At 62.0% G+C, this 12,761-nt stretch carries 9 protein-coding genes and 1 tRNA gene; 5 read left to right on the top strand and 5 right to left on the bottom strand.

What is annotated here, in order from left to right; genetic code table 11:
* Nucleotides 1-188 precede the first annotated feature (188 nt).
* From ACFWHB_RS18745 to pepA, 3 genes are all read right to left on the bottom strand, one after another.
* Complete coding sequence (locus tag ACFWHB_RS18745) at nt 189-3,041, bottom strand: valine--tRNA ligase (RefSeq protein WP_395949032.1); 2,853 nt, start codon at nt 3,039-3,041, stop codon at nt 189-191.
* 65 nt (nt 3,042-3,106) lie between these two features.
* Nucleotides 3,107-3,562, bottom strand: a complete 456-nt coding sequence (locus ACFWHB_RS18740; RefSeq protein WP_395949031.1) for a DNA polymerase III subunit chi — start codon at nt 3,560-3,562, stop codon at nt 3,107-3,109.
* A gap of 249 nt (nt 3,563-3,811) precedes the next feature.
* The gene (gene pepA, locus ACFWHB_RS18735) at nt 3,812-5,323 is read right to left on the bottom strand and encodes a leucyl aminopeptidase (RefSeq protein ID WP_041206455.1); all 1,512 of its coding nucleotides are present in this window, start codon (nt 5,321-5,323) and stop codon (nt 3,812-3,814) included.
* Nucleotides 5,324-5,495: 172 nt separating this feature from the next.
* Here pepA and lptF point away from each other — a divergent pair, with 172 nt between their 5' ends.
* Nucleotides 5,496-6,608, top strand: coding sequence for an LPS export ABC transporter permease LptF (lptF, locus tag ACFWHB_RS18730; protein ID WP_234568649.1), 1,113 nt, complete (start codon nt 5,496-5,498; stop codon nt 6,606-6,608).
* Between the two features lie 25 nt (nt 6,609-6,633).
* On the top strand, nt 6,634-7,704 hold the full coding sequence (gene lptG, locus ACFWHB_RS18725; protein ID WP_395949030.1) for an LPS export ABC transporter permease LptG: 1,071 nt from the start codon (nt 6,634-6,636) through the stop codon (nt 7,702-7,704).
* Nucleotides 7,705-7,985: 281 nt separating this feature from the next.
* Here the strand turns inward: lptG and ACFWHB_RS18720 are convergent, their stop codons facing one another.
* Complete coding sequence (locus ACFWHB_RS18720; protein ID WP_162520007.1) at nt 7,986-8,504, bottom strand: RDD family protein; 519 nt, start codon at nt 8,502-8,504, stop codon at nt 7,986-7,988.
* 142 nt (nt 8,505-8,646) lie between these two features.
* On the opposite strand from ACFWHB_RS18720, the gene ACFWHB_RS18715 reads away from it, so the two are divergent.
* Nucleotides 8,647-8,731, top strand: a tRNA-Leu gene (locus tag ACFWHB_RS18715).
* A gap of 64 nt (nt 8,732-8,795) precedes the next feature.
* On the opposite strand, the gene ACFWHB_RS18710 is transcribed toward ACFWHB_RS18715, so the two are convergent.
* The gene (locus ACFWHB_RS18710; RefSeq protein ID WP_395949029.1) at nt 8,796-9,164 is read right to left on the bottom strand and encodes a VOC family protein; all 369 of its coding nucleotides are present in this window, start codon (nt 9,162-9,164) and stop codon (nt 8,796-8,798) included.
* Nucleotides 9,165-9,724: 560 nt separating this feature from the next.
* Here ACFWHB_RS18710 and amt point away from each other — a divergent pair.
* Entirely contained in the window at nt 9,725-11,152 is a 1,428-nt protein-coding gene (gene amt, locus ACFWHB_RS18705; protein ID WP_395949028.1) for an ammonium transporter, read from the top strand.
* A 233-nt stretch (nt 11,153-11,385) separates the two neighbouring features.
* Nucleotides 11,386-12,738 carry a 23S rRNA (uracil(1939)-C(5))-methyltransferase RlmD gene (gene rlmD, locus ACFWHB_RS18700; protein WP_395949027.1) on the top strand — a complete coding sequence of 451 codons (1,353 nt, stop codon included), beginning with the start codon at nt 11,386-11,388 and terminating at the stop codon, nt 12,736-12,738.
* The last annotated feature ends 23 nt before the right edge of the window (nt 12,739-12,761 follow it).

The raw sequence follows: 12,761 nt of genomic DNA, 5'->3' as shown, positions 1-12,761 counted from the left end.
CGATGCGCTTGTGAAAGGAGGTGATTTGGCCCGTGAATTTTTCAATTTCGTCCAGTGCAAGGGGGCATATGGACCTCGCTGGCTCGTCGTCAGACTGGCCGCGGGACTATATAAACGGGCTTGTCATCCGGGGGCGGAAAATGAAAAGCCCCCGATAGTCGGGGGCTTTTTGGACTGGCGATGGGCACTTAGAGCGCTGCGATCTCGGCCTGCTGGGCTTCCAGCTTGGTCAGCTGGAGACGGTAATCGTCCAGCTTCTCGCGCTCCTTGGCGATGACGGCGTCCGGCGCCTTGGCCACGAAGGCCTCGTTGCCGAGCTTGCCTTCGATACGGCCGCACTCACCCACCAGACGGGCAACCTCTTTGGCCAGACGGGCCAGTTCGGCCTCCTTGTCGATGAGACCGGCCATGGGGATCATCAGCTCGGTGGCACCAATCAGCTTCTTCACCGACAGGGGGGCCACTTCGCCGTCCGCCAGCACGCGGATGGACTCCAGACGGGCCAGGGACTTGAGGAAGGCCTCGTTGTCACCGGCGCGCTGGGCATCCTTGCCATCGCATTTGAGCAGCACGTTGAGGGCCACGCTCGGCGCCACGTTCATCTCGGCGCGGATGTTGCGGATGCCGACGATGAACTCCTTCACCCACTCCTGATCCGCCATGGCGGCATCGTCTACCTTGGCGGCATCGAATTCCGGGAAGGCCTGCAGCATTATGGTGTCGGCGTTGACACCGGCCAGCGGGGCCACCGACTTCCAGATGGTCTCGGTGATGAAGGGGATGATAGGGTGCGCCAGACGCAGCAGGGTCTCCAGCACGGTCACGAGGGTGTGACGGGTGGCACGCTGCTCGGCCTCTGAGCCCTTGCCCAGCACCGGCTTGGTCAGCTCCAGATACCAGTCGCAGAACTGGTTCCAGATAAATTCGTACAAGACGCCGGCCGCGATATCGAAGCGGTAGGTATCCAGCGCGGTGCGGAAGTCGCGGATGGCCACCTGCAGCTGGGACTGGATCCAGCGATCCGCCAGGCTGAACTGCATCTCGCCACCGTGCAGACCACAATCCTGATCTTCGGTGTTCATCAGCACGTAGCGGGAGGCGTTCCACAGCTTGTTGCAGAAGTTGTTGTAGCCGTCCAGGCGCTTCATGTCCCAGTTGATGTCACGACCTGTGCTGGCCAGCGCCGCCAGGGTGAAGCGCAGGGCGTCGGTGCCGTGGGCCTCTATCCCTTCCGGGAACTGCTTGGCGGTGCGCTTGCCGATCTTCTCGGCCATCTGCGGCTGCATCATGTTGCCGGTGCGCTTCTCCAGCAGATCTTCCAGGGAGATGCCGTCGATCATGTCGAGGGGATCCAGCACGTTGCCCTTGGACTTGGACATCTTCTGCCCTTCTTCATCGCGGATAAGGCCAGTGATGTAGACGGTCTTGAACGGGACTTGCGGCTGGCCGTTTTCGTCCTTGATGAAGTGCATGGTCATCATGATCATCCGGGCAATCCAGAAGAAGATGATGTCGAAGCCGCTCATCAGCACGTCGGTCGGGTGGAAGGTCTTGAGCGCCTCTGTGTTGTTCGGCCAGCCCAGGGTGGAGAAGGTCCACAGGGCGGAGCTGAACCAGGTGTCGAGCACGTCTTCGTCCTGACGCAGTGTGGTCACGGACGGTATGCTGTGCTTGGCACGCACTTCCGCCTCGTCACGGCCCACGTAGACGTTGCCGGCGTCGTCATACCAGGCCGGGATGCGGTGACCCCACCAGAGCTGACGGGAGACGCACCAGTCCTGAATGTCGCGCATCCAGGAGAAGTACATGTTCTCGTACTGCTTGGGCACGAACTGGATGCGGCCATCTTCCACCGCCTCGATGGCGGTCTTGGCCATGGGGGCCACGCGCACGTACCACTGGTCGGTCAGCATGGGCTCGATGGGCACACCACCGCGATCGCCGTAAGGCTGTTGCAGCACGTGATCCTTGATTTCGGCCAAGAGACCCAGCTCGTCCAGCTTGGCGACGATGGCCTTGCGGGCGGCGAAGCGCTCCATGCCGGCGAACTCGCTCGGCAGGGCGGCGTCATAGGCGGTGCTGGGGTTGCCGTTGGTGTCGACCACTTCGGCCTCGGCGCGCACGTGGGCGTCCAGGGTGAAGATGTTGATCATCGGCAGGTTGTGGCGCTTGCCCACTTCGTTATCGTTGAAGTCGTGGGCCGGGGTGATCTTCACGCAACCTGTGCCCTTCTCCATGTCGGCGTGTTCGTCGGCGACTATGGGGATCAGGCGGTTCACCAGCGGCAGCAGTATGTGCTGGCCGATCAGCGCCTTGTAGCGCGGGTCTTCCGGGTTCACTGCGACCGCGGTGTCACCCAGCATGGTTTCCGGACGGGTGGTGGCGACGATCAGGTGATCCTGGCCTTCGGCGGTCTTGGCGCCGTTGGCCAGCGGGTAGCGCAGGTGCCACATGTGGCCCTTGATCTCGCGGTTTTCCACTTCCAGATCGGAGATGGCGGTGTTGAGCTTGGGATCCCAGTTCACCAGACGCTTGCCGCGGTACATCAGGCCATCTTCATACAGACGCACGAAGACTTCCTGCACGGCCGCCGAGAGGCCCTCATCCATGGTGAAGCGCTCGCGCTCCCAGTCCACGGAGTCGCCGAGGCGGCGCATCTGGCGGGTGATGGTGCCGCCGGACTCTTCCTTCCACTGCCAGATCTTGTCGATGAAGGCATCACGGCCGTAGTCGTGGCGAGTCTTGCCCTCTTCGGCGGCGATCTTGCGCTCAACCACCATCTGGGTGGCGATACCGGCGTGGTCTGTGCCCGCCTGCCACAGGGTGTTCTTGCCCTGCATGCGGTTGTAACGGATCAGGGTGTCCATCAGGGTCTGCTGGAAGGCGTGACCCATGTGCAGGCTGCCGGTGACGTTCGGCGGCGGGATCATGATGCAGAAGGAGTCTTTGCTGGTGTCGCCGTGGGGCTTGAAGTAACCCTGGGCTTCCCAGTGCTGATAGAGCGCCTGTTCGATGGCGTTGTGATTAAAAGTCTTTTCCATGGTCTCGCCGTATTCTGGATGGATGGATTCTGGTGTTGATTCGTCGTGGATCGAGGGTGGCGTAGTCAGGGCTGCGCCGGATCCGGTGCGGCAAGGACGGGCTGATCCCTCATCTCGAGGGTGTGGCCCGCCTGGCGATAGTGCTTGTAGCGCTCGCGGGCTTGCTGCTTTTGCGTTTCGTCAGTGGGGACAAAATCTACCACTTGAGCGAAGTGTCCTGCAAACAAAGGTGTCTGCTCGGCCAGGTTGATGAGGCGGGCATAGCGCCGCTTCGGTGGCTGATGGCCTATCTCCACCGGGGCCTGGCCGCTCTCCCCCTGCAGCTGGTGCGGCACGAAACGATCCGGTGGCAGTTGCCACAAGAGCTCGTCCAGGCGCAGGGCCTGGGCCTCGTCGTTGCAAAACAGATAGAGGTGGCTGGCACTCCAGCCATCGGCCGCCAGCTGGCAGGCGAGCCGTTCGACCGCAGACGCCTGCGCATCGTCCGGCTCACTCATCAGGTAAAAGGTCACTTGGCTCATCAGGTTGGTCCCGTTTGGCTGTGACGGACAGCGATTGGCCGTCTGCGGGGAGCCGTGCCAGGCACGGTCTTCCCGGATTCTCTCAATGAAACAAGGAAGAGGCAGGCCTCTTCCTTGTGGTACCATTCCCCTGATGCGGGCATCCGAAGAGAGGGGTTACTCCTTGTCTTCGACATCCGCCACGCCGGCTCGATTGAGCAGGAAAATGCTGGCTCGGCAGGGGCAACGGACTGTCGGGCAAGGATGGTTTTACTCTTTATCCTCAACGTCTGCCACGCCAGCTCGATTGAGCAGGAACTGGGTCAGCAGGGGCACGGGGCGACCGGTGGAGCCTTTATCCTTGCCGCTCTTCCAGGCGGTCCCTGCGATGTCCAGGTGGGCCCAGTTGTACTTCTTGGTGAAGCGCGACAGGAAGGCGGCGGCCGTGATGGTGCCGGCCGGCCGGCCGCCTATGTTGGCCATGTCGGCAAACGGGCTCTCCAGCTGTTCCTGATACTCGTCGAACAGCGGCAGACGCCAGGCGCGATCACCGGCCTGCTCGGAGGCGTTGAGCAGCTCGTGGGCCAGGGGGTTGTGGTTGGCCAGCAGACCCGAGGTGTGGTGACCCAGGGCTATGATGCAGGCGCCAGTCAGGGTCGCCACGTCGATCACGGTTTCGGGATCGTAGCGGTCCACATAGGTGAGGGCATCGCACAGCACCAGGCGACCCTCGGCGTCGGTGTTGAGCACCTCGACGGTCTGGCCGGACATGGTGGTGAGGATGTCACCCGGGCGATAGGCGTTGCCGCCCGGCATGTTCTCGCAGCCCGCCAGCACGCCTATGACGTTGATGGGCAGCTGCAACTGGGCCAGGGCGTGCATGGTGCCGAGCACGGAGGCGGCGCCGCCCATGTCGTACTTCATCTCGTCCATGCCATCCGCCGGCTTGATGGAGATGCCGCCGGAGTCGAAGGTCAGCCCCTTGCCCACCAGCACTATGGGCTTGGCGTCGGCATTGCCCTTGTACTCTATGATGGCCATCATGGCTTCGTTCTCGGAGCCACGGGCCACCGCCAGGTAGGAGTTCATGCCGAGTTCGGCCATCTCCTGCTCGCCGATCACCTTGGTGGTGATATTGTCATAGGCATCCGCCAGACGGCGGGCCTGGGAGGCGAGGTAGGCCGGATTGCAGACGTTGGGCGGCATGTTCGCCACGTCGCGGCAGATGCGAACCCCTTTGGCCACGGCCAGGCCGTGGGTGATGGCGCGCTCGCCTATGGTCAGTTCCCGACGCGTCGGCACGTTGAATACCAGCTTGCGCAACGGGCGGCGCGGCTCGGCCTTGTTGGTCTTGAACTGATCGAAGCTGTAGAGGCCCGCCTTGGTGGTTTCCACCGCCTGACGCACCTTCCAGTAGGTATCCCGGCCCTTGACGTGCAGCTCGGTCAGGAAGCAGACGGCTTCCATGGACCCGGTCTCGTTCAGGGTGGTGATGGTCTTGTTGATGATCTGCTTGTACTGGCGTTCGTCGAGTTCCCGCTCCTTGCCGCAACCGACCAGCAGTACGCGCTCGCTGAGCACGCCCGGTACTTGATGCAGCAACAGCATCTGGCCTGGTTTGCCTTCCAGATCGCCGCGGCGCAGCAGCGAACTGAGGTAGCCGTCGCTGATCTTGTCCAGCTGTTCGGCAACCGGAGAGAGGCGGCGAGGCTCAAAAACGCCGACCACGACGCAGGCGCTGCGTTGCTTCTCAGGACTGCCACTCTTTACACTGAACTCCATGGAATCTCCTACATCCTAAAGACAAAAGGCACCATTTATTGAATAATGCGGTGCTTGTTGGGGTATCAGAGGCGGAGCGAACAGCCACAGGCTCCGCAGTTCAAACTGGTAAAAATCCAATATAGGGCCCTATTTTTCAGGCATTCGACTAAAAACACAAGTTTACTTGGGAATGACTGTGATCGTTTTCCGATATTTGTTCAGGGAGACCCTGAAAACCCAGCTGGCGGTGCTGTTCGTACTGCTGCTTATCTTCGTCAGCCAGCAATTTATCCAGATCATTGGCGACGCCGCCGATGGCGAGGTGCCGACGCGCCTGGTTTCCACCCTGCTGCTGCTCAACCTGCCGAATATGGCCCTGTTGATGCTGCCTATCAGTCTGTTTTTAGCCATTCTGTTTGCTCACGGTCGTTTGTATGCGGAAAGCGAGATGACGGTGATGCATGCGGTGGGCTTCAGCCACCGTTTCGTGATGGGCAGCGCCCTGCTGCTGGCCCTGCTGACGGCCGCCGTGGCGGCCTTCAACACCGGCTGGATAGCCCCCCAGGCCAAGGAGCGCGAGTATCAGGTGATCGACGAGTTCAAGGCCGATCCGGGTATCTCCTTCCTGCAGGCCGGTCGCTTCATGGAGCTCGACAAGGGGCGCCTGGTGGCCTACATCCAGGATCTGAACGACAAGGGCTCCGAGCTGCAGAAGATTTTCGTGCTGCAGCGCGCCGAAGGGGGCTCGCCCCCTTCAGTGGTGGTGGCCAACGAGGGGCAGGTGACGGCCGACAGCAACGGTCTGCAGTGGCTGACCCTGAAGGATGGCTCCCGCTACGAGGGCCAGTTCACCGGCAAGCAGTTCCAGGTCTCCGATTTCAGTGAATACAGTCTGGTGATCCGTCAGCAGGAGATGGAGCGATCCAATCGCAAGGCGGCGGCCAAGCCGACTTTGGAGTTGCTCGGCACCCAGGACAACCAGCTGATGGCCGAGTTGCAGTGGCGCCTGTCGCTGCCCTTCTCCATCCTGGTGCTCACCTTCCTGGTGGTGCCATTGGCCCGGGTCAACCCCCGCCAGGGGCGTTACGCCAAGCTGCTGCCGGCCATACTGCTCTATCTCTCCTATTTCCTGCTGCTCAGCGCCGCTCGTTCGGCCATCGACAGCGGGCGTCTGCCCCACTGGCCTGGCATGTTCCTGGTGCCGCTGATTTATCTGCTGCTGATCGGGGTGCCGCTCAACCTGCAGGGCACCAGCTGGTGGAACGGGGTCAAGGGCCACTTTGTCAAAGGCAAGTCAGCATGATGCTGCAACCTGGGAGTTTCTGCTGATGTTCGGCATTCTCGATAGATATATCGGCAGGGTCATCTTCATGTCGATCCTGCTGTGCGAACTGACCCTGGTCGGGCTGGCGGCGCTCATCAAATATGTGGAGCAGCTCAGGGCCGTGGGGGAGGGCAACTACGACATGCTCAATGCCCTCTACTTCGTGCTGCTCTCCATGCCCAAGGAGGCTGTGCTCTTCTTCCCGCTGGCGGCCTTGCTGGGGGGGCTCATCGGCCTCGGCCAGTTGGCGACCAGTTCGGAGCTGGTGGTGATGCAGGCATCGGGCCGCTCCAAGATCAGCATCGTCATGGCGGCGCTCAAGACGGCTATTCCCCTGATGCTGCTGGTGGGCCTGATGGGCGAATACGTGGCCCCGGCCGCCAAGCGGATGGCGGATGACATCAAGGCGGGCGCCATGTCGGAAGGGCGGCTGACCGTCTCGGCCTACGGGGTCTGGGCGCGGGATGGCAACAACTTCGTCAACATCAACGGGGTGCGCAACGACGGCGCCCTCACCGGCATCACCCTGTATCGTTTCACCCCGTCTCGCAACCTGATCGACGTGGTCCAGGCGCAGGAGGGGGTGTTCGAGCAGCATCACTGGCTGCTCAAGCAGGTGCACATCACCCGTTTCGACGATCCCAAGCAGATCCTGGACGAGAAACATGCCCAGATGGCGTGGCAATCCGAGCTGACCCCCAAGCAGCTGGGGGTGGTGAGCATAGACCCCGAGAACCTGCCCATCTCGGGGCTGCGGGACTACATCGGCTATCTGGATGCCAACAAGCAGGATGCCGGGCGCTACAAGCTGGAGATGTGGCGCAAGCTGCTGTCGCCGCTCTCCGTGGTGGCCATGATTTTGCTCGCCTCCTCCTTCATCTTCGGCCCGTTGCGCTCGGTGAGCATGGGGGCCCGGATGCTGATGGGGATCATGACCGGCTTCGCGGTCTATGTGAGCGATCGGGTATTCGGCCCCGTCAGCCTGGTGTATGCGGTGCCCCCCATCCTTGCGGCCATAGCCCCCAGTCTGCTGTTTGGCGGCATCTCCTTCTATATCCTGAGCCGCAAGCAGTAGCGAGAGAATGAGAAGTGCGGCGGTGCCAACCCTATGCTGGCGGCCATAGCCCCCGGTCTGCTGTTTGGCGGCATCTCCTTCTACATCCTGAGCCGCAAGCAGTAGCGAGAGAAGGAGAAGTGCGGCGGTGCCAGCCCTATGCTGGCGGCCATAGCCCCCAGCCTGCTGTTTGGCGGCATCTCCTTCTACATCCTGAACCGCAAGCAGTAGCGGCCTGTATTGGCCAACAAGAAGGGCACCCAGTGGGTGCCCTTCTTGTTTCTCATCTCGTACTCACTGGGTCACTTGTTCAGCTGCTCCAGGTTCTCCTGCTTGCTCAGCACCACCACTTCACACTCGGCCCAGATGTCCTGGAAGGCGCGGGGCCGCTCGCGATTGAACACGCACATCAGGTTGCCGAGGCCGAAGGCCGAGGTCGCGAGCCGGATCAGGGCCTGGGTGATGCGAATGTTGCTGCCGTCCAGATTCTGGATGCGCAGGCGCCAGGCACGCATGCCTATGGTCTGGCCGGCACGGGTCCAGAACCAGGTGTAGAAGCCGCAGATCACCAGGGCGAGCCAGGCGCTGTAGAGGGGGCTGGTCAGCAGCCAGGCCGCATCCTTGCCCTCGGGGACTGTCGCCATCCCGGTGGCCAGCAGCAGGTAGGCTACCCCCATGCCGATGAAACCGGCGATGATCAGCAAGGCGATGACCACCAGGTAGTCATAGAGCAGTGCACCCAGGCGCCGCAGCAGGCCGGCCGAAGGGTGCTGGTGCTGGGGGGGAGGCTGGAGAGAGGAGGGGGTCTTGCGCTTGGCCATGATGATTATTCCATTAATATGATGCGGGCATTCTATGTAACTGGCCGAACATCGGCAAGGCGTTGAATAATTGAGCAAACGGTGGCCGCGCAAGAAAAACACCTTGCATGCCAAAACGCCATTCGTATAATCCCTCGCAGTTGCCCGGGTGGCGAAATCGGTAGACGCAGCGGATTCAAAATCCGCCGTTGCAAGACGTGTCGGTTCGAGTCCGACCCCGGGCACCATCAGATTCCATGACAAAAGGCCATCCTCGCGGATGGCCTTTTGTTTTTCTGCGCTCGCGGCCCTTCAGTCGATATTTTGTGCGATGCGCCACAGCACGCCGGAGGGGTCGTACAGGCAGAACTCCTTCATGCGCCAGGGCTGGGTGGCGATCTCGGTCACCTTGACGCCGTAGCGAGAGACGACCTGGCTCGCCTCCACCTGGGCCCGCCAGGCGGCCAGGTCCTCCACCAGGATATGCATCATGAAGTGCTCGGCCAGTGCCTCGTGGTAATAGTCCTGCAGCAGGAAGCTCACCTCCCCGAAATGGAAGTAGGCCACCCCGTCGCCGTCGGAGGCCAGGGTGAACCCGAGATCCTGATAGAACTGCCTGGAGAGGCTGAAGTCGCGGGCAGGCACGAATGCCTTGATTTCGGTCACGGTGAGATTGGGCATGGGTTCCTCGTTCGGGTGACAGGGCAAACCTGGTTGCGCCAGTATGGCCCGGAAGATCGGGCACAGGCCAGATCAGGTGCTGCATCCCCCTTTGTGATCCCCTCCTTCCCCTCGGATAGGTGAGCTCCCCCCTCTGTCATCATTTGATTATTTAATGCAAACGCATCTTTCATTTGTTCAATAAATGATCTCGAGGGCAAAACGGGTCAGCCGGGCCCCCATTGTCCCGGGATCCTCCCCGTTTGGCATGCCTAGGTGCCATCTTGGTGCAGTTGCCCGGCGCTGCACAGCCGAAGTGCGCCCCCCTTACTGATAGTGGGCAGGATGCGCCAATATGGTGCATCAAATCGCGCAGCCAAAGTCAACTAATTGAAAATAAAGGTTTATATTTTTTGGCCTGCTTTATGCTTTAGATAAGCTAGGTCGCCATGAAGAGCCCGCCGAGTCATGCCCGAGGTGGTGGGCAAGCTGGATGTGACGATGCGTGCAAGTGGCCAAGTTTGACATTCATATCAGGAAATGGACCCGGCCGGGCGCCGGGACGACAAGGAGAGGGCTGTATGTTCAAGAGACTCGTAATGACTGGTCTGCTGGCGCTGGGCGCCACCATGGCCGCCCCAGGTTGGGCAGAAGAGGTGGCCGCGCAGGCCGAGGTGGTGCAGGCTGCCGCGACCGTGACCATCAACAAGGGGGACAACACCTGGCTGATGCTGGCATCCGCCCTGGTGATCCTGATGTCCATCCCGGGGCTGGCCCTGTTCTACGGTGGCCTGGTGCGCGCCAAGAACATGCTGAGCTTGCTGATGCAGGTGTTCACCCTGTTCTGCCTGATCACTGTGCTCTGGGTCATCTACGGTTATTCGCTGACCTTCACCGAGGGCGGGGCCTTCTACGGTTCCTTCGACAAGCTGCTGCTGGTCGGGGTGACACCTGAGTCGATCGCCGCCACCTTCAGCAAAGGGGTGGGGATCAGCGAGTTCATCTATGTGGTGTTCCAGGGGGCCTTTGCCGCCATCACTTGCGGGCTCATCGTCGGTGCCTTCGCCGAGCGGATGAAGTTCTCGGCCGTACTGCTGTTCGCCGTGATCTGGTTCACCTTCGCCTACATTCCGATGGCGCACATGGTGTGGTACTGGGCCGGTCCGGATGCCTACACGGATGCCGCGGCCGCCGAGGCTGCCGGTGCCACCGCAGGCTATCTGTTCCAGCACGGCGCCCTCGATTTCGCCGGCGGCACTGTGGTGCACATCAACGCGGCTGTCGCCGGTCTGGTCGGTGCCTTCATGGTCGGCAAGCGGGTTGGCTACGGTCGTGATCCCATGGCCCCCCACAGCCTGACCATGACCATGATAGGGGCCGCCCTGCTCTGGTTCGGCTGGTTTGGCTTCAACGCCGGCTCCGCGCTGGAAGCCAACGGCACGGCCGCCCTGGCCTTCGTCAACACCTGGCTGGCGCCGGCCGGTGCCGCGCTCTCCTGGACCTTGGCCGAATGGGTGATGAAGGGTCGCCCCTCCCTGCTGGGCGCCGTGTCCGGTGCGGTAGCGGGCCTGGTGGCCATCACCCCCGCCGCCGGTTTCGTCGGTGTCGGTGGTGCCCTCATCATAGGTCTGCTGAGCGGCGTGGCCGGTCTGTGGGGCGTGCATGGTCTCAAGCGCCTGCTGGGGGCCGATGACAGTCTGGACGTGTTCGGCCTGCACGGGGTGTGCGGCATCCTGGGGGCCGTGCTGACCGGGGTGTTCGCCAGCCCGGATCTGGGTGGCACCGGGGTCTGGGACTATGTGACCAATCAGGTGGCCGAGGGCTACTCCATCCTGACCCAGGTGAAGATCCAGGTCATCGGTGTGCTGGTGACTGTGGCATGGACTGCCCTGGTCTCCGCCGTGGCCTACAAGCTGGTGGATCTGCTGATTGGCCTGCGGGTCAAGGAAGATGCCGAGCGGGAAGGGCTGGATGTCACCAGTCATGGGGAGAAAGCCTACAGCCTGTGATCCCCTCAGGCTACCGTTGACCACCTGCCGCCGGCCTTGTCCGGCGGTTTTTTTATGGCGACCCATGAGGCGCCACCCATCCAGAGTCCCCAGATCCCGCCGTTGTTATTTCCTTCAAGGGATGTTTTATGCCTGCAATTTGGCCGGATCTCCGCTAAACTCTGCCACCCTTTATTTGGGGTTGCCGGGTCAGCCCTGCTTCCACCCTTTCTTCTATGCCTTCGGAGCCGCTCATGCCGTTAGTGGGACACCAACATCAGATCGATATTCAGGAACTGACCGACAAGGGGGATGGCAAGGGTCGCCTGTTCGATCGCCCCCTGTTTGTCGAGGGTCTGCTGCCCGGTGAGCAGGCGCTGGTCGAGTTGACCGAGGTCAAGCCGAACTATCTGCACGGCAAGCTGGTCGAGCTGACCCTGCCGTCCGCCGATCGGGTCGCCGATTTTTGCCCGAACACCGAGTGCGGCGGCTGCCAGGTGCGCCCGCTGGCCTATCCGGCCCAGCTCAAGCTGAAACAGTCCCTGGTGCAGAGCGCGCTGGAGCAGGTCGGCCTGGGTGAGACCCAGGTCAACCGCATCCTCGGCATGGACAGCCCGTTCGCCTACCGCAACAAGGCTCAGTACGCCGTGCGTGGCAGCGAGGCCGGCGCCGAAATAGGCTTCTACCGCAAGCACTCCCATGATCTCATCACCGCCGACGACTGCGCGGTGCAGGACTCCCTGCATGTGGAGCTCAATGCCCGGGTGCGCAGCTGGATGCGCGCGCACGACATCGCCGCCTATGACGAGGTGGCCCACACCGGCTGCGTGCGCAACCTGATGACCCGCAAGGGCTTCAAGAGCGGCGAGCTGATGGTGGTGCTGGTGACCCTGGGTGAAGCGCTGCCCTTCGAGGCCGAACTGCTGGCTATCTTAAGCGATCTGCCCATCACCACCCTGGTGCAGAACATCAATGACGAGCGCACCAACCGCATCCTGGGAACGAGCAACCGCGTGCTGCTGGGGGAAGGGGTGATCCGCGACAAGATCCACGAGCTCGCGTTCGAGATCTCGCCCCTCTCCTTCTTCCAGAACAACCCGAGCCAGACCGATGTGCTCTACTCCAAGGCGCTGGAATACAGCGAGCTGACCGGCAACGAGACTGTGTTCGACATCTATTGCGGCATCGGCACCATCTCCCTGTTCCTGGCTGGCAAGGCCGCCAAGGTGGTGGGCATAGAGTCGGTGGAGAGCGCCATCAGCGATGCCCGCCGCAACGCCGCCCTGAACGGCATAGAGCACACCGAATTCCACGTGGGCAAGGCCGAGCAACTGATGCCCGAGCTGCACGCCCAGGGCGTGACCGCCGATGTGGTGGTGATGGATCCGCCCCGCAAGGGTTGTGACAAGGCGGTGCTGCAGACCCTGGTCGCCATGGCGCCGCGTCGTCTGGTCTATGTCTCCTGCAACCCCCAGACCCTGGCCCGGGATCTCGCCTGGCTGGTCAAGCAGGGCTTCGTGCTGGACGAGGTACAGCCGGTGGACATGTTCCCGCACTCCATGCACGTGGAAGCAGTCGCCCGCCTGAGCCTGCCAGCGAAAGACTGAGCAGGCTGCTGCGCCATGAGGGC

The organism is Aeromonas mytilicola subsp. aquatica (assembly GCF_044336385.1).
Taxonomy (GTDB): domain Bacteria; phylum Pseudomonadota; class Gammaproteobacteria; order Enterobacterales; family Aeromonadaceae; genus Aeromonas; species Aeromonas rivipollensis.
This window is presented reverse-complemented; position numbering and strand designations above follow the sequence as displayed.